This is a genomic window from Dehalobacterium formicoaceticum, assembly GCF_002224645.1.
Taxonomy (GTDB): Bacteria; Bacillota; Dehalobacteriia; order Dehalobacteriales; family Dehalobacteriaceae; genus Dehalobacterium; species Dehalobacterium formicoaceticum.
The window spans coordinates 3,577,032-3,601,524 of sequence record NZ_CP022121.1 but is presented as its reverse complement, the minus strand read 5'-3'; the positions used below and the strand labels follow the sequence as shown (position 1 = coordinate 3,601,524).

Below are 24,493 nucleotides of genomic sequence, written 5' to 3'. Positions count from 1 at the left end.
AGTGAAGAAAAGAGCGATGATCAGTGTCTCGGATAAAACCGGTGTGGTGGAATTGGCTCGTGAATTGGTGCAATTAGGTTACGAAATCGTTTCTACGGGGGGAACTTTTAAAACCATCACCCAAGAGGGCGTCGCTGCTACATATGTGACAGACATCACCGGTTTTCCGGAAATATTGGAAGGACGGGTAAAAACTTTACATCCCCATGTTCATGCAGGCATTCTAGCCAAGAGAACGCCGGAACATTTAGCCCAGCTGGCAGAGCTGGACATTGTACCCATCGACTTGGTGGTTGTTAACTTATATCCATTTAAAGAAACCATCGCCCGGGAAAATGTCACCCTGGCAGAAGCCATTGAAAATATTGATATCGGAGGCCCTGCCATGGTGCGGGCAGCAGCCAAAAATTACCAAGGGGTGGCCGTAGTGGTTAACCCCAAAAGATACCGGGAAATCCTTGAACAGCTGAAGTCAACAGGGACAATTAAGGAAGAAACCAGGTTTAGCCTGGCTCAGGAAGCTTTTGCCCATACGGCTGATTATGATACCCATATTGCAGCTTATTTGGCTCAGGTGAAGGACGAGCAAGGATCCTTTCCTGACCATTTATGTCTCCGGGGAGAAAAAATTCAGGAACTGCGCTACGGGGAAAATCCCCATCAAAAAGCGGCCTTTTATCGTGAAATAGGCGCTCATGGTGCAGGAATTGGAACAGCCCGGCAAATCCATGGTAAAGAGCTCTCTTTTAACAATATTGTGGACTTAAATGCGGCCTTGGAATTGGTCAAGGAATTTCCGGAAGCGGCAGCGGTGATCATAAAGCATACGAATCCCTGTGGCACTGCCTTAGGGGAGAGTCTCGCCATGGCTTATGAGCGGGCTTTTCAGGCTGACCCCGTGTCTGCTTTTGGCGGCATTGTGGGCTTAAACCGGGAAGTTGACCTGGAAACGGCGCAAAAAATGACGGAAACATTTTTAGAAGCCGTGATCGCCCCTTCCTTTACCAAGGAAGCTTTGGCGGTTTTGACGAACAAAGCGAACATTCGATTATTGGAAACAGGTGTATTTACTTCGGAAGATGTGAGCAGGTTTGATGTGAAGAAGGTTCATGGCGGGATACTGCTTCAAGATATAGATGGAGGAAAGCTGTCGGCCGCTGACTTAAAGGTTGTAACGAAAAGGAAGCCAACAGATGAGGAACTGACAGAACTGCTCTTTTCCTGGCGCGTGGTCAAACATGTGAAATCCAACGGGATTGTGGTCTCAAAAAATCACCAAACCTTGGGAGTAGGAGCAGGACAAATGAACCGGGTTGGTGCGGCTCAAATTGCTTTGACCCAGGGCGGACAGGAGTGCCGGGGAGCAGTCCTGGCCTCGGATGCTTTTTTCCCTTTTCGGGATACAGTTGATCAGGCCGGTCAGGCAGGCATTACTGCCATCATTCAGCCGGGGGGCTCCCTTAAAGATGAAGAATCTATTCTTGCTGCGGATGAACATAACATCGCGATGGTTTTTACCGGGATAAGGCATTTTAAACACTAAAAGGGGAAACCTATGGGAAAGGAGTGCTTTGAGGAGATGAAGGTACTGGTTGTCGGTGGCGGTGGACGGGAACATGCTTTGGTATGGAAACTGATCCAAAGTCCAAAGGTGAATAAAGTATTTTGCGCACCGGGAAATGCGGGTATTTCCCAAATGGCGGAATGCATTGAGATTAATGCCGAAGATATTGAAGGACTCTTATCATTTGCCAAAAAGGAAAAGATTGATCTGACAGTGGTCGGCCCGGAAATTCCTCTGACAAATGGGATTGTCAATCAGTTTCAGGCAGCTGGGCTGAAGATATTTGGCCCCTCGAAGGAAGCAGCAGAAATCGAAGGCAGTAAGGCTTTAGCCAAACGCATTATGGGAAAATATCAAATCCCCACTGCCCAATACCAGGTTTTTGAAGAGGCAGCCCCCGCCATTGATTATATTCGTAAGCAAGGCGCCCCCATTGTGGTGAAAGCGGATGGCTTAGCTGCAGGAAAAGGTGTAATCGTGGCTCCCGATGAGGAGACTGCTGTCAATGCGGTCCAGGAAATTATGGAAAACAAGGTTTTTGGACAAGCGGGGACCAGGGTGGTGATCGAGGAATTTTTAGAGGGAGAAGAAGTCAGTATTTTGGCTTTTACCGATGGGGAGCATGTGATACCGATGATCTCTGCCCAAGATCATAAGAGGGTCTTTAATGATGATCAGGGGCCGAATACCGGTGGAATGGGCGCTTATGCCCCTGCTCCCGTTTATACCCCGGAGCTTGCTGAAGATGTACTGGAAAGGATTATTAAACCCACGGTGGCAGGATTAAAGTCTGAAGGCAGAACTTATCAAGGCGTGCTTTATGTGGGGTTAATGTTAACGGGATCGGGGCCCAAGGTGTTGGAATATAATGCCCGTTTTGGGGATCCGGAAACCCAGCCGGTCATGATGCTTTTAAAAACAGATCTGGTTGATATTATCCAGGCAATTTTGGCGGGCGAGCTGTCCCGACAGGAAATCTTATGGTATGATGAGGCTGCGGTATGTGTGGTACTGGCCTCCGGGGGTTATCCGGGATCCTATGAGAAAGGCATGAAGATTCAAGGGTTAGGCTCTGCCCAGTCGGAGAGCATGGTTTTTCATGCCGGAACATCCTTTGCGGGAAATGATATTGTGACATCCGGCGGACGCGTCCTGGGCGTTACGGCAAAAGGCAATTCGGTAGCGGAAGCCATTAAAAATGCCTACAGGGAAGTGGACAAAATTAGTTTTCAAGGCATGCATTATCGCACCGATATAGGGAAAAAAGCCCTGGATAGATGATAAAAATATTGACAAATAGAACTGCTTCATGTAAAATTAAATAAATTAAAATTCATTTAAATAAACGCAATGATATAGCTGGATGAGAGGGTCAATAAACAGGGTATTGACGAGGTGTCATGCGCCCTGTTTTTTTTAATTAAACATTAATTTTTGATTCTTAGGTTGAGACAAAAGGTAAAAGGGAATAATATTCTCTAAATTGTCTAAAGGAGCATAAGCATGAAGAAAACACCATTATATGAACAACACGTAAATCTTAAGGGCAAGGTGGTTGATTTTGGTGGTTGGGCTTTGCCAATTGAGTATCAGGGACAAGGCATTCTCGTTGAGCATGAAGCAGTGAGAACCGCTGCCGGGCTCTTTGATGTTTCTCATATGGGAGAAGTTACGGTGAAAGGCCCGGATGCGGAAAAATTTATCCAAAAAATGATTGTCAATGATATTTCCCCCATGTCAAATTTTCAGATTTATTACTCCCCCATGTGCTATCCCGAGGGTGGAGTGGTAGATGATCTCCTGGTCTATAAGTATCATCAGGAAGAGTATCTATTGGTGATTAACGCTTCTAATACGGACAAAGACTTTCAATGGTTGCAGGAACATTTGGAAGGTGATGTGGAAATAAATAATATATCTGACCAATGTGCCGAATTGGCTTTGCAGGGCCCAAAAGCTGAAGTCATCCTGCAGAAACTTACGGATGCCAATTTATCAATGCTTGATTATTATCATTTTTTACCGGAAGTGAACATATCAGGCGTAACTGCATTGATTTCCCGCACAGGATATACCGGTGAGGATGGTTTTGAAATTTATCTGGATCCGAAGGATGCTTCCTTCCTTTGGGACAAACTGTTGGCAGCAGGTAAAGAAGAAGGATTGATACCTTGTGGATTAGGTGCCAGAGATACGCTGCGTTTTGAGGTTTGTCTCCCTTTATATGGACAGGAAATTGACCGGGATATCACTCCTTTGGAGGCTGGCCTAGGATATTTTGTTAAGTTGGATAAGAATGACTTTATCGGGAAAGATGCTTTAATGAAACAAAAGGAAATGGGCATCCCGCGGAAATTGGTAGGATTTGAAATGATCGATCGGGGCATTGCCAGAAGCCATTATGAAGTGCAGGCAGATGGAGAAAAAATTGGTTTTGTCACCACGGGCAGCTTTTCTCCCAGTTTGAAAAAAAACATTGGCTTAGCCTTAATAGATGCCAAGTATGCCGATGAGGGCGGGGAGATTGAGATCTTGGTGCGCAACAAGGCCTTGAAGGGAAAGATCATTAAAAAACCATTTGTTAAAAAGAGCGTTAAAGGAGCTAAATAAGGGGAAAATATAAAATATATATCAGGAGGGTTTATCATGGCCAATAGCAATGAATTTAAATTCACAGAAACTCATGAATGGGTAAGAGTTGAAGGAAATAAAGCTTACGTGGGCATCACAGATTTTGCCCAAGAACATCTGGGTGAAATCGTTTTTGTGGAATTACCCCAGGTGGGAGATGAATTAAGCAGCGGAGGCCCTTTGGGAGTTATTGAATCGGTTAAAGCAGCTTCAGATGTGTATGCGCCTGTATCCGGGAAAGTAGTGGAAATAAATGAAGACTTATTGTATGAACCGGGGAAAATCAATGAGCAAGCCTCGGAAAGCTGGCTTGTGGCCATTGAATTTAATGATTCTTCGGAATTGGATGGACTGTTGGATGATGCAGCTTATGAAAAACTCTGCCAAGAGGAGGACTAAACGTGTCCAGATACATCTCAAATACACCCCAACAGCAGTTGGGGATGTTAAATGACCTGGGACTAAATTCCACCGAGGATCTTTTTCAGGATATTCCTCAAGAAGTGCGTTTAAAGAGGGCATTGAATCTGCCTTCCGCCCTTTCGGAAATGGAATTGGTGAAACTCATGGCCGGGAAAGCAGGAAAAAATTTCAATCTGGATGATTATTCATGTTTTCTGGGAGCAGGTGCCTATGACCATTTTGTGCCCTCTGTGATTGATCATATCCTTTCCCGACAAGAATTCTATACCGCTTATACTCCTTATCAACCGGAAATCAGCCAGGGAACTTTGCAATCCATCTTTGAGTATCAAACCATGATCTGTGAGTTGACAGGAATGGACGTAGCAAATGCTTCCATGTATGATGGAGCCAGCGCTTTGGCGGAGGCAGGGATTATGGCTTGTCAAGCGGTAAAGAGATCTGAAATCTTAGTGGCCAAGACCGTTCATCCGGAAAGTCGAGTCGTGCTGAATACATACGCAAAATTTCGTGACATCAAAGTAGTAGAAATAGGGTATGATAACGGTCAGATTGATCTGAAAGATTTGGCGGAAAAAATCTCGCCGGATACCGCTGCGGTGGTCGTTCAAAGTCCCAACTTTTTTGGGATCATTGAATCCTTGCAGCAAATCAGTGATTTAGCACATCAAAATAAAAGCCTTTTTATTGTTTCAGCGGATCCTATTTCCTTAGCTTTGCTTAAATCCCCTGGAGAGTTAGGGGCAGACATTGTCGTGGGTGAAGGTCAGCCTTTGGGTAATGCTATTAGCTTTGGCGGACCGTATCTGGGATTCTTTGCTGCCAAGGATAAATTAATGAGAAAAATGCCGGGACGAATTGTGGGGGAAACGAAGGATACCTTTGGCAATCGAGGATTTGTACTCACCATTCAGACTAGAGAACAGCATATCCGCCGGGAAAAGGCCACTTCCAATATTTGTTCCAATCAGGCCTTAAATGCCTTGGCAGCTACGATCTATCTTACTTTATTGGGTAAGGAAGGCTTGAAGGAAGTTGCCGAACTTTGCCTGAACAAGGCTCATTATGCTTTTAATCAGCTGGTAGCAACAGGAAATTTCCAACCCTTGTTCAATGCACCGTTCTTTAAGGAATTTGCTCTGAAGAGCCTGACCCCTGTGGAACAACTTAATAAAAAGCTTTTGGATGAAAAAATCATTGGCGGCTATGCCTTAGGTAAAGATTATCCTGATTTGACAGATGGATGGTTAATCGCTGTCACAGAAAAGAGAACGAAAGAAGAAATTGATCTTCTGGCAGGAAAGGCGGGGGGGGAAATAGCATGAAAGACAAAGCATTAATTTTTGAGATCAGCAGGCCAGGGCGTATTGCTTATTCTCTCCCTGCATGCGATGTACCGGAAGGGAAAATTACAGAGATGATTCCTGGAGATCTGCTGCGTGACGCTCCTCCGGAACTTCCGGAAGTCAGTGAATTGGATGCCGTACGTCACTTTACCCAATTATCCCAACGGAACCATGGCGTGGACTCCGGTTTTTATCCTTTAGGCAGCTGTACCATGAAATATAATCCAAAGCTGAATGAATACGTATCCCGCATGGACGGATTTCTAAAAACCCATCCCTATCAACCGGAAGAAACGGTGCAAGGTTCCTTAGAGCTGATGTATAATTTGGATCAAATGTTATCAGAGATCACCGGGATGGAAAGAGTTTCGCTCCAGCCGGCAGCAGGAGCCCATGGAGAGATGACCGGACTGATGATTATTAAAGCCTATCATCAGCATCGGGGCGATGCGAAGCGTACCAAAATGATTATTCCCGATGCTGCTCATGGTACCAATCCCGCTTCCGCAACAGTTGTTGGGTTCGATGTCGTTGAAGTTAAATCCGATGCCAGAGGCGGAGTGGATTTGAACGCTTTAAAAGAGCTGATGAGTGATGAGATTGCCGGTTTGATGCTGACCAATCCCAACACCTTAGGTCTCTTTGAAGAAAATATTCAGGAAATTTCCCGGATGATCCATGAGGCCGGAGGACTCCTCTACTATGACGGTGCTAATGCCAACGCGATTGTGGGTATTACCAGGCCCGGGGACATGGGTTTTGATGTGGTTCACCTTAATATCCATAAAACCTTTAGTACGCCCCATGGCGGCGGCGGTCCCGGTTCCGGTCCTGTGGGTGTAAAAAAGGATTTGGTGCCATTTTTACCCAAGCCACTCGTAGAATATCGGGACGGCAGGTATTTTCTGGATGATGATCGTCCTTTATCCATCGGTAAGGTAAAAGCTTTTTACGGTAATTTTAATGTCATGGTTAAGGCCTTTGCTTATATTATGAGCATGGGCGGTGATGATCTGAAGCATATGTCCGAAGTTGCTGTGCTCAATGCCAATTATATTGCCGCGAAGCTAAAAGATCTTTATCTTTTGCCCTATGATCGGATTTGTATGCATGAGTGTGTACTATCGGGACAAAACCAGAAGAATAAGGGGGTATCCACTTTGGATATCGCCAAACGTCTTTTAGATTTCGGCTATCATCCGCCGACAATCTATTTTCCTTTGATTGTACATGAGGCCTTAATGATTGAGCCTACGGAATCGGAGAGCAAGGAAACCCTGGATGAATTTATTGATGTGATGCGCCAAATCGCCCATGAGGTGGATACGGATCCTGAAATGGTGAAATCCGCGCCCCATAACACAGTGGTGGGCCGCCTTGACGAAGCCGCTGCCGCGCGCAATCCTGTATTACGCTGGAAACCGAAAAATTAGTTATGAACCCCCCTTTCCCGAGGGGGATTCTTTCATAATCAAGCATGTTTAATGGTAAATTAGATTGATGAAGATTTCTCAGATAAAGATTTTTAAACATCAGATGGAGTAAAAACTCCATCTGATGCCAAGAACTCTGTTGATCAGGAACATTTGAAACAGAACTGTGAGGAGATGTTTGCATGGAAAAGGATATCATTATTATTGGTGGTGGCCCGGGAGGATATGTTGCTGCCATTCGAGCAGCTCAATTGGGCGCAAAAGTTGCTTTAATTGAAGCGGATCAAATAGGCGGCACCTGTCTAAACCGAGGATGTATTCCCACGAAAGCTTTGTATAAAACTGCTGAAATCATGCAAACATTAAATAAATCCGCAGATTTTGGCTTTCAATTAGATGGTTTTCAATTGAAGATGGAAAAAGCCCAAGAGCGAAAACGGGAAGTGGTGACGCGTCTGCGCACCGGAGTTGACAAACTTCTGGAAGGAAATGGGGTTGAAGTGATTTCCGGTAAAGGCAGTTTGGTAGACTCCCATACGGTTTTGGTTACCGATGGAGATGGGAATACCCAATCAGTGCAAGGAAAAAATATTTTGCTGGCCACCGGTTCCATTCCTAAAAGAATTACTAATCCCGGCGTAGATTTGCCGGGGGTGATCACCACTAATGAAGCTTTGGAGCTTGAGGAGCTGCCGAAATCCATGGTTATCATTGGGGGCGGAGTGACCGGAATTGAATTTGCTTCCATCCTCCAATCTTTAGGCACCCAGGTAACTGTTGTGAAATATTCACCGCGCATTTTGCCGCCGATCGATGAAGAAGTGATCAAGAGGGCACTGATTTCTTTCCGGAAACTGGGTTTCAAAATTGAAACAGGAATTAAAATAAAGGAAATTGTTCAAAGTGAAACAGGACTGAAAGTTCTAGCTGAAGGGAAAAAAGGTCCCCAGGATTTTGCAGGAGAAATGGTTCTGCTTTCGGCGGGCAGATCCATCAACGTGGACGGTCTTAATTTAGATGGAATCGGCGTGGCTTATGACGAGTTTGGCATAAAGGTAAACAGTCACTATGAAACCTCCGTGCCGGGGATTTATGCCATCGGGGATGTTATTGGCGGGCAGATGCTGGCCCATGTGGCCTCGGATGAAGGCAAGACTGTGATAGAACATATATTTGGTATCGAGACTCAAATCAATTATGATGCGGTCCCTACTTGTGTGTTTTCCTTCCCGGAAATCGCATCTGTAGGGTTGACGGAAGAAGAAACAAAGAAGCGGGGCATATCCTATAAGGTAAGCAAATTTATGTTTGCTGCCAATGGTAAGGCCTTAACCTTGGGGGAAGGTGACGGTTTGGTGAAGATCATCGCCAATGAAGCCACCCATAAAATATTGGGGGTGCATATTTTGGGCCCCCATGCCAGTGACCTGATCCATGAAGGGGCTTTGGCAGTTACCAATGGTTTGACGACAGCTGATATTATCTGTACCATTCATGCCCATCCCACCTTAGCGGAGAGCTTCCAGGAAGCCGTGCTTGGCGTTGAGGGAAGGGCAATTCATATGCTGAATAAATAATCAAAAAAGGAGGCGGGAGCATGGTTGACGGTGGAATACAGACAAAAATTGTCCGCTCACATTCCTTTGATCCCTGGTTTAATATTGCTCTGGAAGAAAAATTGCTCGCTGATCTTTTGGCAAACGAAATCATTCTCTATCTATGGCAAAATGATAATACGGTTGTCATCGGACGTAACCAAAATGCCTGGAAGGAATGTGCCTGGGAGCAGTTGGAAAAAGACGGAGGTAAATTAGCCCGGCGCTTATCCGGCGGCGGAGCGGTTTATCATGATTTGGGCAACTTAAATTTTACCTTTCTGGCGCCCCGCAAATACTATGATATCGAAAAGCAGTTATCGGTAATTTTAGCAGCCTTGAAAAAGCTGGGGGTAAATGCAGAGTTCTCGGGACGCAATGATCTCCTGTTGGACGGGAAAAAATTCTCGGGACATGCCTATTATTATCAAAGCCAAGCTGCTTATCATCATGGGACAATCATGGTACATTCCCAGTTGGAAAAGCTAAGTAAGTATCTGAATCCCTCAAAAAAGAAAATAGCGGCCAAAGGGGTTGAGTCCGTTCGCTCCCGAGTCACAAATATTGGGGAGAACTCAAAGGAAATTACCATATCGTCGGTAACGGAGAGCTTTATAGAGAGCTTCAGTGAGCTTTACCAAGAGCCTTCAGATGAGGTGCATATTCATGAGGAGGCCTCGGAGGTAATGGGGTTGTATGAGAAGTTTGCCTCATGGGATTGGAGATTTGGTCAAAGTCCTCTCTTTGATATTTCATTAACAGAACGTTTTCCTTGGGGTGAAATTGATTTGAAGCTGCACACGATCAATGGCAGAATCGATTCCTGCGCCGTTTATTCCGATGCCATGGATGAAGAAATGATTCGCAGGATTTCCCCTTTATTGACAGGTTGCCTGCTGGAAAAAGAAAATTTGGTTCGTGCCTTGGATCCTTTGGCTCGAGAGGTACAGGACAGTACCGTCATTGATGAAATAAAGCTATGGTTAGGAAGCCTTGATCTCTAACCTTGGAAGAAAGTTTTTTTAAAAAAGCAGGTAAATTGCCCTGCTTTATGGAATATACAAAAGGTTTCAGAGGAGGGGAAAACATGCCCGGAAGTAATATATGGAAGGATCCTTTTGTCGATTCCTTATTTGATGCAATTCTATCCTTGGAAAACAAAGAAGATTGTTTTCGCTTTTTTGAAGATCTGGCCACGATCGGGGAGATTAAATCCCTGGCACAGCGCTGGGAAGTAGCTAAAATGTTGGCCCAGGATGAAACATACAGCAAAATTGTTGAAGTAACCGGGGCGAGTACCGCAACGATCAGCAGGGTAAAACGCTGCTTGTTTTACGGAGCTGACGGTTATAAATTAGCCTTGGAAAAAATGGAGAGCAAGGAAAAGGACGGTTAGCCGTCCTTTTTGTGTTCTCAGTAAGGATAAGTTTTAAAGATTGTCTTTTTGACCAATTTTATGTTCCGGTTTTTGCGGTTTGATATTTTGTACTTTATTGCTAATTACTCACTTCTCTTCTTATGGCCCTGATTGCAATATCATGTTTCTCAACATTTCTTTCAATTTCATTAACCTTCTTATTCAAAATCTCTAATTTTTCATAGGTTAATCTATAACCGTCATATAAGGCCTTATGATTTTGCTCCATTTTATCTTCCATCAAAACTAATTTTTGTTCTATTTTAAATAAATCCTCTTTGGTTGCCATATTAGACAAATCTTCTTTAGTTGCCATATTAGACAAATCTTCTTTAGTTGCCATATTAGACAAATCTTCTTTAGTTGCCATATTAGACAAATCTTCTTTAGTTGCCATATTAGACAAATCTTCTTTAGTTGCCATATTAGACAAATCTTCTTTGGTTGCCATAATTGATTTAATATTTTCAATTTCTATATACATCTTTTCTAAAAATCCAAGTATCTTATCATCCATCCGATCTCTCCTCCCGCCCATATTAATTATTATCTATATTATAGCACTAAACAATCATTGTTTAAAATAAATTCCAATTAATAGTTTGTAATTGGAGTCGTCAATATTGGTTCGGCTTTCATCTTGGTGTCCATTTTATAACCAAGTATATTGCTGCCATATTCGTCCATTTTTTAATTAAATAGCTATCTTATTGAAAAGAGGAGTGAGGGCTCTGGTGTCAAATACTGTATATATTATCAAGATAATAGAGGATAAACATAGGGAGTGGTAAGGAAAATGAATTTAGAGATTTATTTTAAACCCCTAAGGGAACCCGTTGTATTGCCAATTCATTATAATCAATTGATACAAGCAGCCCTTTATAATTCTATCGACCAGGAACTGGCGTCCTTTTTGCATAATAAGGGCTATCGAGACGGAACCCGCACCTTTAAAATGTTCTGCTTTTCTTTAATCCAAGGTGCGTATCAAATGGACAGGATTAAAAAGACCATAGCTTTTGAAGGAGAGATAAAGCTTACCGTATCCTCTCCTTTACAAGATTTTTGTCAGTCATTAGTCAATGTCTTGCTCTCAAAGGGGGTTATGCGTATAGGTGCTCGGGAACTTGCGATTGACAGGATAAATGTCCGTCAATATGAGGTGCAGCAAAATAAGGTTATGGTTAGAACCCTTTCCCCAGTGGTATTGTATAGCACACTGCTTAGAGCTGACGGCAAAAAGTATACAGTATATTTTCAACCGGGGGAGACAGATTATACCCGCTTATTCAATGAAAATCTGCGTAAGAAATACCGGGCTCTTTATGCAGCAGAAGGACCGGAAGGGGAAGTGGAAATCAAACCGGTCGGAATACAAAGGATGAAGATTGTCAGTTTTAAAAACACGGTAATCAAAGGGTATGCCGGTAAGTTGCTTTTAATGGGAGCAAATGAACTGCTTCAACTGGCAGTGGATGGAGGAATCGGAAGTAAGAACAGTCAAGGGTTCGGATGTGTGGAGGCTGCAGACGTTTGATTTATCCAACATTAAACAATTTTATAGCGAAATCAAGTAAATTTTACAAATTATGTAGAGGTAAATTAAGTAGTTTGTGGAATATGTTAGTTACTGCATTTTACTGTAGAAATACCGTAGAAAATTTCTATTGTAGAAGGCTGGGGGCTGAACCTAGCCTGAAAATATATGGGGAGGAGTAGTGTTGGAAAAGCTGAGTTTCGAATGTGAACTTATTTCTCCATTGTTCCAGTATGGAGCGGATCAAAATAACCCGGAGTTCAGAGCACCGTCCATGAAGGGTGTTCTACGCTATTGGTGGCGTGCTGCGCAAGCTGAAGCGAATATATCCGCCCTAAGATCACTGGAAGGGCGGATTTTCGGCGGGACAAATACTAAAGCTGATCTGAACGGGAAGGCAGAAGGAGAAAAAAGTACTAAACAAGAAGGAAGAAGCTGTTTTGCGATAAGAATGACACATAAAAAAGTTGATATAAGAAAAGAGGCAATGTTGCCTCATAAAAAAGAATATAAAGCCAAGGCTAATGCCAATGCAATAGTGATGTATACCAATTTTGGAGTAGAATTCTCATTTATCCGTATGCCGGATGAATTCTCTCCAGCCCATTTGCAGACGCTGTTCGAACTAACCTCTTTACTTGGAGGTATGGGCGGACGTAGCCGAAGAGGGTTTGGGAGCTTTCGTATTTTGCGCTGCAATAACCTGAAATCAGAGATTGCTGAACTAAAGCAGGAAGACATACTACCTCAGATTTTAAGCAGACTTAATTTCCTATCTAAAAATAAATTCACCCTAAAAAATGAAATGATTCAACTGGAAAATAACAAAAACGCTTCTTATCCCTATATCGAAACCATCGCATTGGGAAAGCCGGAGCAAGATTTTCGGCCGCTTCTTCGCAAAATTAGTAATATCTCTCATGAGAATAACAGCGACTATACCGGCTATGGTAGCTATGGTGAACGCAAACGATTATCTTCGCCGGAATATGTATCCATCATAAAAGGTGAGCAAGGGAAAGTTTGGCCCATTAATACTTCTTTGCACCTGGCTTTAGAGCCGGGCTTTACTTTAAGGAGAAATGACACGAGAAAAGCGTTTAGAGAGGCGATTTTATCATGAGAAGGTATCTATTTATTTTTTCAATTACGCCTGTGCAGGGGTTTATTGAACAATCAAGAAAAACGCAGGATTTATATTCTGGAAGTGCGATTCTTTCCTATCTTTGCCGTCAGGCTATCATGATAGTAAAAGAGAAGTGGCAAGGAGAGATCGTATTTCCCAATGTGAAGTCACGATCACTGCCTAATCGCTTTTTAGCTATTGTTCAAGAGGATACGGAAGAAAATTTGAAAGAGCTGGGCCTTGCTTTAGAGAAAGAAATTTATAAGAAACTTGAAGAAGTTTTTGAGTATTGTCTTGGAATTTTCGGTATTCCCAAGCCCTCGGGATCATGGCAGCAGATCAAAAGCTACTTCCATTTTTATTGGGTTTTTGATCCCATGGACGCAGGTTATACGCAGGCCTATAAAACGATTGAAAGTCACTTGGGGCAAACCAAGATTCGCTCCTTTTCTCCTCTCCGGGAGGACGGGGAAGAAAATGCACACTGACTGGAGAACATAATGCTCTTTTTTATAGGAAAAATCGATATGGGCATAAATCGGCGGATATGGCCGAAAATGCGGTGGAATTAAACAACAGAATTCCCTTAAAGTACATGGCGCAGGGTGAAGCATTGGGTGCCGTGGCTTTCTTGAAAAGAACCGCACCAAAGTATTTCTTAGACCACAAGGAAGAAGATCTGCTCTATCAAGAATCCTTTCCTTCAACAGCTCGTATTGCACTGGCAGATATTTTAGATAAAATAGCCAAAGACAATCTCGAACTCGCCATTCTGCTTGAACAGGAATTTGATGAAGAATTAGTCTATGCACACCTTAATAACCAAGACCTGGCAGGAAGAGGAACAGAGCAGGAGTTGAAAATTGTCGATCAGATTTACCGGGCAATAAAAAAGAATCATTTTCAGGTCACATCATATTACGCAGTCATAATCTTCGACGGAGACAATATGGGGAAGTGGCTCTCTGGGAAAATGCTCAGTGAGCAGAATAAAGAACAATTGACAGCTTTCCATAAACATCTAAGTCAGGAGTTAGCACAATTTGCCCGTAAGGCGGCGGAAAAGATTTTAACGGCTCCCAAAGGAGTGACAGTGTATGCAGGCGGCGATGATTTCTTAGGGTTTGTAAACCTGAATTATCTGCCCGGTATCTTAAAGGAACTAAGGGCAGAATTTGATAAAATCGACGTATCCCAGTTTAGTTCAAAAAAGCTGACTTTCTCGGCTGGAGTGGCAGTCAGCCACTTTATGACCCCTTTAAGTGTTGCGCTTCAATGGGCAAGACGCATGGAAAAAGAGGCGAAGAATATGGGAGGCAAAGATGCCTTAAGCCTTGCCGTGCTGAAACGTTCAGGAGAGATCATCAAATTTAAAACGCAATGGCTAAACTCCCATGGTTGGTTTGCGGACCAGCTTAAATTTCTCTTAGATGGGTTGAGAGATCATTTTACCACTAACTTTATAAACCAATTTTGCGCTGAGTTTATCCATTTTGAAGGAAATATGAAGATTAAGAATCTTGATGGGATGGTAGATAGCGAGTTGGGGAGACTTCTTACTCGGTCTTATCTTGATCTTTCGGCCGGAGAAGCTTCAACCAGGATGAAACAGGATAAGGAGCAAAAAATTGCGGAGATGAAAAAGGTGTTGAATAATTTATATATCGAAAATAATCTGGAAGATTTTCTTGGATTATTAGAGATTATTTCTTTTTTGGCTAAGGGGGTGGAAATTCGTGCTGTTGCAGACTGAACCATTGGATACTCTTTTTTTCGTAATGGAAAACCATTTAACAGGGGAGAAAATAATTGGGGTGAAAGTCTTTTTCCGCCGTATCCGTCAGTATTCTATGGTGCCTTACGAACGGCCTTTTTTGCGCAAAATCCCCAATATTTCCCCCTTGCCGGAACATCAGATGATCCAACATCATCCTTAAGGATCCGAGGCATGTTCTTAAAAGCCTGGGGCGACAGCTATTACTTTCCACTGCCCCGGGACTTGATCCAGGAAAAAAACGCAGGTGATAATTGCGCCTTTCCTTTGCAGCTTCTGGATACCCCTTCTTTATCCAATTGTTCCCTGCCGAAGGTATTGGCCTCCCCGCCGGATCTTATTGCTGAGACGATAGGCGATGGGTGGATTGATCAGGTGACGCTTAGTGAATATCTTGCCAATAGCAGCAAGCAATTTTATTTCTCTGATCTCAAAGATTTTGTTACAGAAGAAGCGAAAATTGGGATAAAGCTTACTCCTGGTCGTTCAGCAGAGGATCAGATGCTCTATCGTGCCGGCATGCTAAGACTTTCGCCACGACAAGATAAAGGAAAAGCGCACCAGGAATGTTCCTTTATCATTGACTATGAGGGAATTAATTTACCGGAACAGGGGTTTTTAAAACTTGGTGGGGAAGGGAAAGCCACTCATTACAAGCATATCCATGAGTTAGATAAAAATTCCCTGATACCGGCTTATTCGGCTCCTAAGCACCAAGTTTTTAAAATTTACCTCTTAACTCCGGCCATTTTGAATAACGGATGGCTTCCGGACTGGATAAATCCGGATACTTTTTTTGGCCATTACCAGGGGTTGAAAGTTAAATTGCTAACAGCAGCACTAGGAAAACATCTCTTTATCGGTGGATTTGATATTAAAAAACGGAAGCCTAAGCCTATGCACCGGGCTGTACCTGCCGGGAGTGTATATTATTTTGAACTCCTTGAAGGCGAGGCTGAAAAGGTGAAAGAGGTCTTTCATTATCAGCCGTTTGAGAATACTCCTTACGCTATGGAAGGGTATGGCATTGGATTAGTAGGAGGAATGGATGAATGAAGAAGGTGATCACACCCGTTGGGACATCGATTTTTAAAAATTATGAAGAAGAATCAAATAAACTTAAAATTACGCTTCAGGTCTTGAAAGGTGAAAAAGCAGAGAATTGGGATAAGTTGCTGGGTACCCGAATCACACCGGTTCAAAATGAGCTTATAAGTTGGGCTGAAGATAATAAAGATGCATCTGCTGAGATAAAAAGTCTGTGGAAGATTTATGAGCAGGTCAATGAAGACCTGGAAGTTTACTTGATTTGTACAGAAACGATTCTTTCCCGGTTAGCTGCGGATATTATCACCCAGTACTTTAATAATCGGCCAGGTAGTCCAATCACGGTGCACTTTGATTATGAAAGAGAAGATAGAATAAAAGGCTTACAGGTAGAAGATCGCAAACGTTTCGAGCAAGAGGGAATTGTCAATCTGGTCAAACGCTTTAGCGAGATAACCGGAGGCTATACAGAAAACGTGATCATGAATGTGACAGGCGGATATAAGGGGGTGATTCCCTATTTATCTATTCTAAGTCAAATCAATAATGTACCAATTTACTACATATTTGAGGATACAGAAGAACTCATTCGCATCCCCCAGGCGCCTATCAACCTGGACAAAGGCCTCTTTGAGAAATACCATCTGCGATTTCAAGAACTTTACGATGGTATCATTGAGAGCTGGGAAGATTATCGCCGAAAAAATAATATTGGGGATGACTTTAAAAACTGCATCACCGAGGACATAATCGATGGTGAAAATATCATCTACTTAAATGGTATCGGGACTATGCTTTGGGTAGAGTACAATAGTAAATACGATATAGTTTATTTTCCTTATAAAGGCAAGTATTCAAAAGAAGAACAAACTAAGAAAAAGCATTTAGAAGAAGCCATCATAGAACTTTTAAGACGATTGCGTGAAATCAACGATTTTTCAGGGATTAAAAATAATGGAGATCTCAACCATTTAAATGATAAAGAGCCCTATGTCTATAAACACACAAATCCTCAACAGATTCGGATTCAGTACTGGTATGATATTAAAAGCAATAAGTTGGTAATTTATAACTATTATTTCATTACTGATGATACAATTGATAAAAATTATCCACGCAAACTAAAAGAGGAATACGAAAACTTGAAAGATCGTGAGCTTATCTCAGTTGCTATTAGCCGGTAGCTGACCTAATACGATAGGAGGAACATGATATGTATAAACTTGCTAAACCGTTTTTTTTAATATGCGAGACTCCATTACATGCCGGCAGCGGCAGTGATTTAGGAATCATCGATATGCCGATTCAAAGAGAAAGACATACAGGCTTTCCCAAGATAGAAGGATCCAGTCTTAAAGGAAGTATACGAGAGCGATTTGAGCGATGTAAGGATTTATACGATATTCAGTTTCGAGGGGGAAAATTAAGTGCTCAGGAGATAGGTCAATGTGTTAATCTTCTTTTTGGGCCGGAAAAAGGAGGAGACTTTGCCGCTGCCCTTGGTATTACAGATGCCAGGGTGCTGCTTTTTCCTGTAAAATCGGTAAAAGGTGTATATGCTTGGATCACTTGTCCCCAGGTATTGGAAAAATTCATCAATGAATTGGGACTATGTGGGGTAAATGTCAGCTTTGAGGTACCTGGAGACAAAGCCACCCCTCATGGCAGCAACCTCTTTGTTCGTGACGATAAAGTAATTTTAGAGGAATATACTTTCAAGGTTAACCATAAAGAAGATGAGCAATGCACCGCTCTAACTCAATGGCTTTCCGAAATTCTGCTTCCCGATGTTAAGGAATTTAAAACATTGAAAGAGAAAATCCGCAAAGATATCATTGTATTAAGTAACGATGAATTTCGGGATTTTGTTCAATGGTCTACGGAGGTCATCACACGAACTAAGATCAATAATGAAACGGGAACTGTGGCTGATGGGGCTTTATTTACCGAGGAGTTTTTACCCGCAGAGACTGTTCTATATGCTTTGGCGATGGCAGCCCCTGTGTTTAATCCTGAAAAAAGTGTGCTGAGTGATGGTGAAGGCGCCGTAATGGAATTCTTTCAGACTTATTTGCCGCAAATTTTACAAATCGGCGGCGATGCCACTATTGGTAAAGGGATTACCCGTGTCGAGAAAAGGCTATTGGGGGTCGAGGGTTAATGAAAAACACTGAGGATAGTATTAAAGGAATTGAACAAGGCCGTGCTTCCTTTGCATATAAAAAAGTTTTAGAGGCTAAAGATGAGCTTAAAGGGGAAGAAGCTAAGTACAAAGCTTATGTAAAGAAAATCCCAATGTATATCAAGACCAATGGCTTGGGGCCTACCTTCGCCTTTGTTAAATCTAAAGATAAAGAGAAGGCCTATCGATTAATCTATAAGCAAACAGGGGAGTGGTTAAAGCGAGATGCAAACTTTCTTGATGGACAAGGAGAATTAATCGAACAAATCATTAATTTAGATTCCGCCTCTTATCGTTGTGTCACAAACGAGGTCTTAGCATTATTTAATTGGTTACGGCGTTTCTCCGAAGGAACGATTAAAGGAGAAGTGGAAGATGAAATCTGAACGCATAAAGGTTCTTCAATTTAAAAACAATAGGGGCAAAGGCATCATTATTGGAGACAATTTAAAAGAATATGCTTTTAACATAAAAGATATTTCTGCAGAAGTTGTCAGCCAGCTTACTAAGGAAGTTGAAGTAGAGTTTAAAGTATCAGATCAAAAAGATCCTGCCACAATAACAGACTTAAAAATTATACTACCTGAAAAAGCACGAGCAAATTCTCAACAAAATACTTCTGCTCGAAAAAATAACTCTAAAAACCAGCGTGATCGGCAAGGTGATAATTCGCAGTCCAAAGGTAACGATAATTCTCAAAAACCACTACCTAAATATTTACCAGGGGATACTCGTGTGCTTATTATTAATTATGGTGATGTTGAAGAGATCAGTAATTATGAGCTCATGCTGAATCGGTTTCCGAGGGTTCAGGATGATAAGTTTCTCTTCTACAAGGCGGCGGACAAAAAGATGAAATCATCTTTTGGCAATTACAAGCATGAATTCCCGCAGATCAATTTCCAAGAGTTTTCTGCGCGGCAATTAAGAGCATTAAACGAGCTGGGCCTTTTAACCAAAAGCTTGACTCTGGAACCAGAATGGCGGATGATAGTTGGTTTGGGAGGTGCATCAGTTTATGAAACCTCGCTAACTCTGCATCATACTTATGGGATACCATATATTCCCGGCAGCGCTATAAAAGGGATTACCCGTTCATGGATAATAAGTAATTGTTTTGATGGCAACGAAAAAAAGGCATTAGACGACCAAGGATTCAAGCTGATCTTTGGAAGTCAGGGCAATAAGGGCAATGTATTTTTTTATGATGCATTTCCTCAGGGAAAGCCCAAGATCATCGTCGATATCATGACGCCTCATTATTCCGAATACTATTCGAAAGGTAAGGCACCTAGGGATTATGGAGATACCAAACTTATTCCCTTCATTACCATTGCAGAGACTAAATTTTGCTTTGTTATCGGCATTGATGCCCAAAAGAATGTTGCCATAGATAAGGATTATTTTAAAGGGTCATCGGTTATGGACGTAGCCTCTACCTGGATCAAGAAAGCTTTATTGGAGCATGGTGTAGGTGCCAAAACCGCTGTGGGCTATGGAATCATGAAGATGTAATTAGAGAATTCTCGATAGGGTGAGGCGATGAGACTTGTTAAAAAAATTAGCGGAGAGGAAAATATGGTCAGAAATATGAAAAAACATATACTTATCGCTGCTCTTAGCGTTACTCCAAGACCGACGAAATATGCGCTGGGAGACAAAGTAGCGGAAGCCAACCAATCTCCCTTGGCTTTGCTGCAACTTTTACCTGAGGATAGACTTCCTGATGAGGTCATAATTCTTTGTACATCTGAGATAGCTAAGGTGCAATTTCCCCAATTTAAGGAGCACATTGAGTCTGGAGAGTTTAGTACTCATATAACAAAACCCATCCGCGTATCAGCACTTGATATATCAGATGGGAAAAACGAGGAAGAGATTTGGGAGATTCTTCGATGCATTCTGAAGTGCGTGCCTGAAAACGCATATTTAACCCTCGACCTGACTCATGGCTATAGAAGTTTCTCTTTTTTGTATTTTACAGCAGCACTTTACCTTAAAGCACTGCGCAATGTGGGGTTAATTTCCACTTTCTATGGCAACGTTGAGATAAAAGAAGAACCTAAGCCATTACTCGATCTTTCCTTAATCCTTGAAATGGTAGAATGGTTCTTTGCGACACGGATTTTCCGAGAAACAGGGCAAGCCAATTACATTATCAATTTGCTGGAGCCTTTCACCAAAATACCGGAGGGTGTGCAAGGGAAGGACTGTATGCCCTATTCTCAAATCAGAAAACTGAGTGAGGTCTTCTCTAAGGCAACATCAGCCTATGAACAGGCACTTCCCATTGAATTTGGTTTGGAAGCTAATCGACTACACCAACTATTAGAGAAGGATTTACCTGGACATCTTATGGAGCGGATGCCCCTTCCGGAAGAACTTTTTGGTCAAGTTAAAGCTTTCATCGAGCCTTATGCTTTATCACAAATTAACGACAATGATAAGAAGATGAAGTTATTTTTGGACTATACGGAAATAAATCGTCAAGCTGCACTTGTGGATGAGTATTTTGGGCAAGGATATATCAATAGTGCAACAGCTCTGATGCGTGAATGGATAGTAAATGTTGCATTATTTCATCAGGAACATAGGCAAGGTAAAGGGATAATCGCTGGTATAGATTGGCTGCCCTATAAAAAAAGGAGGCCCATAGAGTATTCTCTGGGGCTGATGATGAAATTTGTGCAGAGTAAAGCCAAGGAAAACGGTAAGGTGCCATTAACCGAAGAGCAGAAGTGGCTGGCAGAAAAGTGGGATTACATTACTAACAAGCGTAATGGTCTATCTCATTGTGGTTTTAAAGAAGATAATGTTCATTTATCATTAAAGGCAATTGAGGAAATTAAAGAAAAGTGGCAGGAATTGAAGGATTCGATATATATGCAAGAGAAGTGGGAGCTCTATAAGAAACAGGGTGAAGGGATGCTCCTCATTTGTGCCTTAGGAAATTCAAAAGGATCCTTGTACTCAGCCTTAGCTACATTAGAACCGGATTATCTTTTTGTAATTCTTTCCGATAAAACCAAGGGAGCAATTAATGAGATATTGGAAAAAGTGAATTGGCAAGGAGAGCTGGCAGTTTATTGCATGGAAGATCCCTTTGCCGGGTTTATGGAAAAAAAGCTGGCTTCAGCAGAAGCAGAACCACTGATGGCTAAAGCTGAAGAGGTCGTGTATAACTTAACCGGAGGAACAACGGTTATGCAACATGTTCTGAATCAAATTACGAGAAAGAATAAAGCTACAAAACAAGTGGCATTTATTGATCGGCGTTCACTCTATGAGCAGCATGAAAACCCTTATGTCATCGGCGAGATGATTCTGCTGGAAGAAGAGAAGGGCTAAGATCAAGAGAAATGCACCGATAAGAAGAAGGTGATCCAATGCTTGCCGAAGCTATTATCCGCATCGGCCGTCCTATCAAAAACAGCGATATGCCTTGCCGGGACAAAATTCGGCTGTTGACTGATGTCAGCAGTGAAAACTGCAAGAACTACTTTCGCCATGTCTTCCTGATTGAGATTGCGAAAAAAAGAATCGGCTTTCAGTTGATGGAACTGGGTGACAAGGTTACCAAGGAGAAGAAGGAAACCTTCGAAGTCAATTCTATAAGAAATGTGGCCTTTCCTATTTTTTATCCCAATGGAGGGAACCCTCTCCATGCCCAAGGAATTTATCCCCTTCCGTGCTATCTGGTTTACGACCCTCATATTAAAGCCATGAAGGATAAAGCGGCCTTTAAAAAGGAGTTTCTTTTACCCCGATTAGGAAAAACTTTATTTTATCAGGATAGAACGGCGATAGAGAGAGAGGCTTTGGCCGACCGGATTGCTGAATTTCTGGCTACCAAAGGGTCTGACCTGATCAATGAGGAGAAGCAGCTGGGAGTCATGATGATCTTCGATGAAGAGTTGCCGATGTTTCATAAATATCAAGAAAAGAGAGAGAATGAGCATTCTCTGTGGATAAATGAAAGTCCGCTGACTCCCGGAGCCCACCTTCATTTAGATGGGGAAGCGGTTCTGAAAGGAATCGGCCAAGCCAAGTTTTACGAGGCTGCTGAATTGGGTAAAGAGAAGAATGCTGTATCCACCTTCACTAATCGGAAGGCGGATGAGGTAGTGTCGATCTACAACAAATCCTGGCTTTGGCTGTCTCCTACCTGGGAATCGCCTCGTTCTATCTATTGGAAGGACGATGAATGGACGAAGGGGATTAAAGTGGACGAGGAAAGCTATGCTGCCTATTTATACGGTGTCCATTTCCTCAAGGAAATTCAGGTTCCCATTTCCAATGCTATCCTCAAAGAGATGTTCGCCCCTATTACCAGTGTGGAAGCAAAAAAAATGATGAGTTTGGACAGTTTTGAATCCATTTACGGCATTCCCATGGTTATGCCTCTGACGGACGGCGATTCCCGGCAACTCTTTGCAAGATATAAAAAGTTGCTGAAAAAGAGCAACGAGAAACAAAGCGACAGTGATCTGCATTTAAAGATATTGGCGGGCATCGACAGGATTGTTCCGGAAATGGGAGATGAGCATCGCTTGACCATCCTCTATTACTCCGGTGATTTATCCCGGGGCAACATGCACATTCGGGCGGTGATCGAAGATGTGATTCCCAGCGTGGCCAGTCAGCTGGAAAAAATAATGCACCAGTTAGGCGCGAGAGAAATAGGTAAGATTCAGAAGGTCTTTGGTGTGAAGGAACAGCCCGTTTATCGCACTCAGAATCTTCCTGCACTCTTGGCTAATGTTTATGGTTCGGGCTATGTGTGGGAAAGTCTGCGGACCGTCTTTCACAAAGAGCCACTCAGATTAGAGCGGTTGTACATGGCAACTGCCCGGAAGCTGAACGAATTGGCCAATAAAGAAGACCGTGGGCAAATGATCCAAGAATTGGTCTTTCATTACAGTTTCTTATATTTTTTTAAACAATATGAAAAACAAATTTTACACAAGGAAGGGGGAGTGAAAACATTGTCGGATTGGGATGAATTTAAAACCCTTTATGGTCAGGGCAAGCTGGAGCTATGCCACCTGACAAAAACAGAACATTTAGGTTTTGCTGCCGGTTTATTGCTTAAACAGTTTTCCAACTCTTATTACAAAAAAACGGGCAAGGACTTTGTCAAACAACGGGTGATGAAATTCGGCAGCAAATTGACCCCGGAAATGATCTGGAAGAATGGTTTGCTGCGTTGTGAGGAACTGGCCCAGCAATGGTCTATGAAGCTGGGAAGTAATTTCCGCCCCGTGCTGGCTCAAGTCCTGCTGGGATTTTTGGAAAAAGAGAATAACCTAATTTCGGAAAAAGATACCTTTATGACCGCCTTTTGGTCCGGTTATTTACTTTATAAATCGGATAAGAAAAATGACGATGGAGATGAACTCGATACTGAAATTAGAGAAGAGGATGGGGGCAAGGATAATGAATAGCGGCGAGATTTTGTTTGTCAAATCGGTTAAGGATGGAATCCCCAACAGGGATCCCTTAAATGACAGTGATGCCAGGCGGTTGTTTCCCGAAGAAGATGGGCGGATCTCCTTAAGCGATGTGAGCATTAAAAGGGATGTTCGTGATTTTGTGATTGATTTGGAATCAGACGGAGGAAAGGACAGTAAAAACCATATCTTTGTTCAAGAGAAGATAAACGACAAAGGGAAACTACTTGGCCGGGGCAGTTTGGCGGCAGGGATTGCTAAAAGTGTGGGGAAAGAAAAAAAGGCCAAGGAAGACATGAAGAGTGTCTTGATCGAACATTGCTTTGATGTGCGCACCTTCGGTATCGTTTACTCGGTGAAACCCAAATTCAATCTGACCGGACCGGTTCAATTCGGATGGGCCCATTCCCTTCATCCTGTGGACACCCAATATGTACAAGGGACGGTGGTCATGCCCAGTACTGATACTACTGATGATGGGGAGGGAAAGACCCAAGGGACGATTTGGACCAGCTATACCCTACCCTTTGCCGTCTTTGCTATGCCGGCGGTGATCAACGCGAAGGCGGCGGAACACTCGGATATGACTCCAGAGGATCAGGAATTGCTGCTTCGGGCACTGTGGCAGGGAACTCAGCACCGCCAGGCCAGAGGGAGGGGGCAACAGCAGCCGCTGATTTTGGTTCATATTGAATACAGCGATCCCTTTTACCGAATTGGTTATCTGGAAGATCTGATCACAATGTCTCCCGATGCTGGGGAATGGAAAGCAGCCGGTAAACTGCCTTCATCCCTACAGGATGTTTCCTTTGATTTGACCCGGCTTTTGGCAGTGGTTGCTGAGAGACAAGATAAGATAGCCCAATGCCGGATTTGGACTCACCCCGGAGTAACCATCAATAACGATATCCAACCTTGGCAACAGCCGCTGTGGTAAGTATTCGCTATGTAAAAACACTATAGTAAAA

General features: G+C 42.7%; 22 protein-coding genes. 21 read left to right on the top strand and 1 reads right to left on the bottom strand.

Annotated features, from left to right (window positions below):
• Nucleotides 1-16 precede the first annotated feature (16 nt).
• From purH to CEQ75_RS17410, 9 genes are all read left to right on the top strand, one after another.
• Complete coding sequence (gene purH, locus CEQ75_RS17450) at nt 17-1,543, top strand: bifunctional phosphoribosylaminoimidazolecarboxamide formyltransferase/IMP cyclohydrolase (protein WP_420828403.1); 1,527 nt, start codon at nt 17-19, stop codon at nt 1,541-1,543.
• Between the two features lie 36 nt (nt 1,544-1,579).
• Nucleotides 1,580-2,845, top strand: a complete 1,266-nt coding sequence (gene purD / locus CEQ75_RS17445) for a phosphoribosylamine--glycine ligase (protein WP_089612693.1) — start codon at nt 1,580-1,582, stop codon at nt 2,843-2,845.
• Between the two features lie 222 nt (nt 2,846-3,067).
• The gene (gene gcvT, locus CEQ75_RS17440) at nt 3,068-4,174 is read left to right on the top strand and encodes a glycine cleavage system aminomethyltransferase GcvT (protein WP_089612299.1); all 1,107 of its coding nucleotides are present in this window, start codon (nt 3,068-3,070) and stop codon (nt 4,172-4,174) included.
• Nucleotides 4,175-4,210: 36 nt separating this feature from the next.
• Nucleotides 4,211-4,594, top strand: coding sequence for a glycine cleavage system protein GcvH (gcvH, locus tag CEQ75_RS17435; RefSeq protein WP_089612298.1), 384 nt, complete (start codon nt 4,211-4,213; stop codon nt 4,592-4,594).
• Between the two features lie 2 nt (nt 4,595-4,596).
• Nucleotides 4,597-5,943 carry an aminomethyl-transferring glycine dehydrogenase subunit GcvPA gene (gene gcvPA / locus CEQ75_RS17430; protein WP_089612297.1) on the top strand — a complete coding sequence of 449 codons (1,347 nt, stop codon included), beginning with the start codon at nt 4,597-4,599 and terminating at the stop codon, nt 5,941-5,943.
• Nucleotides 5,940-7,397, top strand: coding sequence for an aminomethyl-transferring glycine dehydrogenase subunit GcvPB (gcvPB, locus tag CEQ75_RS17425; protein ID WP_089612296.1), 1,458 nt, complete (start codon nt 5,940-5,942; stop codon nt 7,395-7,397). Before gcvPA ends, gcvPB begins: the two co-directional genes overlap by 4 nt.
• 182 nt (nt 7,398-7,579) lie before the next feature.
• Nucleotides 7,580-8,974: a dihydrolipoyl dehydrogenase gene (gene lpdA, locus CEQ75_RS17420; protein WP_089612295.1), complete on the top strand. Its 1,395-nt coding sequence runs from the start codon at nt 7,580-7,582 to the stop codon at nt 8,972-8,974.
• 20 nt (nt 8,975-8,994) lie between these two features.
• Entirely contained in the window at nt 8,995-9,996 is a 1,002-nt protein-coding gene (locus CEQ75_RS17415; protein WP_089612294.1) for a lipoate--protein ligase, read from the top strand.
• 83 nt (nt 9,997-10,079) lie between these two features.
• Complete coding sequence (locus CEQ75_RS17410) at nt 10,080-10,388, top strand: YerC/YecD family TrpR-related protein (RefSeq protein WP_089612692.1); 309 nt, start codon at nt 10,080-10,082, stop codon at nt 10,386-10,388.
• A 100-nt stretch (nt 10,389-10,488) separates the two neighbouring features.
• Here CEQ75_RS17410 and CEQ75_RS17405 read toward each other — a convergent pair whose 3' ends face one another.
• Nucleotides 10,489-10,926 carry a hypothetical protein gene (locus CEQ75_RS17405; protein ID WP_089612293.1) on the bottom strand — a complete coding sequence of 146 codons (438 nt, stop codon included), beginning with the start codon at nt 10,924-10,926 and terminating at the stop codon, nt 10,489-10,491.
• A gap of 279 nt (nt 10,927-11,205) precedes the next feature.
• Here CEQ75_RS17405 and cas6 point away from each other — a divergent pair, with 279 nt between their 5' ends.
• The 12 genes from cas6 (at nt 11,206) to CEQ75_RS17340 (ending at nt 24,462) form a co-directional block, all read left to right on the top strand.
• A complete protein-coding gene (cas6, locus tag CEQ75_RS17400; RefSeq protein ID WP_089612292.1) occupies nt 11,206-11,946 on the top strand; it encodes a CRISPR-associated endoribonuclease Cas6 in 741 nt (246 codons plus the stop codon).
• Nucleotides 11,947-12,130: 184 nt separating this feature from the next.
• Nucleotides 12,131-13,069, top strand: coding sequence for a type III-B CRISPR module RAMP protein Cmr1 (gene cmr1 / locus CEQ75_RS17390; protein ID WP_157677522.1), 939 nt, complete (start codon nt 12,131-12,133; stop codon nt 13,067-13,069).
• Complete coding sequence (locus CEQ75_RS17385) at nt 13,066-13,560, top strand: type III-B CRISPR-associated protein Cas10/Cmr2 (RefSeq protein ID WP_089612289.1); 495 nt, start codon at nt 13,066-13,068, stop codon at nt 13,558-13,560. Before cmr1 ends, CEQ75_RS17385 begins: the two co-directional genes overlap by 4 nt.
• Nucleotides 13,557-14,825 (top strand): type III-B CRISPR-associated protein Cas10/Cmr2, encoded by a 1,269-nt coding sequence (gene cas10 / locus CEQ75_RS17380; RefSeq protein ID WP_089612288.1) that lies wholly within the window; start codon nt 13,557-13,559, stop codon nt 14,823-14,825. The genes CEQ75_RS17385 and cas10 overlap by 4 nt, the downstream gene beginning before the upstream one ends.
• 3 nt (nt 14,826-14,828) lie before the next feature.
• A complete protein-coding gene (cmr3, locus tag CEQ75_RS17375) occupies nt 14,829-15,902 on the top strand; it encodes a type III-B CRISPR module-associated protein Cmr3 (protein ID WP_089612287.1) in 1,074 nt (357 codons plus the stop codon).
• Nucleotides 15,899-17,077 carry a hypothetical protein gene (locus CEQ75_RS17370; RefSeq protein WP_089612286.1) on the top strand — a complete coding sequence of 393 codons (1,179 nt, stop codon included), beginning with the start codon at nt 15,899-15,901 and terminating at the stop codon, nt 17,075-17,077. Before cmr3 ends, CEQ75_RS17370 begins: the two co-directional genes overlap by 4 nt.
• A gap of 29 nt (nt 17,078-17,106) precedes the next feature.
• Nucleotides 17,107-18,054 (top strand): type III-B CRISPR module RAMP protein Cmr4, encoded by a 948-nt coding sequence (gene cmr4 / locus CEQ75_RS17365; RefSeq protein WP_089612285.1) that lies wholly within the window; start codon nt 17,107-17,109, stop codon nt 18,052-18,054.
• Nucleotides 18,054-18,461, top strand: coding sequence for a type III-B CRISPR module-associated protein Cmr5 (cmr5, locus tag CEQ75_RS17360; RefSeq protein WP_089612284.1), 408 nt, complete (start codon nt 18,054-18,056; stop codon nt 18,459-18,461). The genes cmr4 and cmr5 overlap by 1 nt, the downstream gene beginning before the upstream one ends.
• Nucleotides 18,451-19,590, top strand: coding sequence for a type III-B CRISPR module RAMP protein Cmr6 (gene cmr6 / locus CEQ75_RS17355; protein WP_089612283.1), 1,140 nt, complete (start codon nt 18,451-18,453; stop codon nt 19,588-19,590). The genes cmr5 and cmr6 overlap by 11 nt, the downstream gene beginning before the upstream one ends.
• A 27-nt stretch (nt 19,591-19,617) precedes the next feature.
• On the top strand, nt 19,618-21,423 hold the full coding sequence (locus CEQ75_RS17350; protein ID WP_089612282.1) for a CRISPR-associated DxTHG motif protein: 1,806 nt from the start codon (nt 19,618-19,620) through the stop codon (nt 21,421-21,423).
• A gap of 38 nt (nt 21,424-21,461) precedes the next feature.
• Nucleotides 21,462-23,519 (top strand): hypothetical protein, encoded by a 2,058-nt coding sequence (locus CEQ75_RS17345; RefSeq protein WP_089612281.1) that lies wholly within the window; start codon nt 21,462-21,464, stop codon nt 23,517-23,519.
• Nucleotides 23,512-24,462 (top strand): CRISPR-associated protein, encoded by a 951-nt coding sequence (locus CEQ75_RS17340; protein WP_089612280.1) that lies wholly within the window; start codon nt 23,512-23,514, stop codon nt 24,460-24,462. Before CEQ75_RS17345 ends, CEQ75_RS17340 begins: the two co-directional genes overlap by 8 nt.
• Nucleotides 24,463-24,493 lie beyond the last annotated feature (31 nt).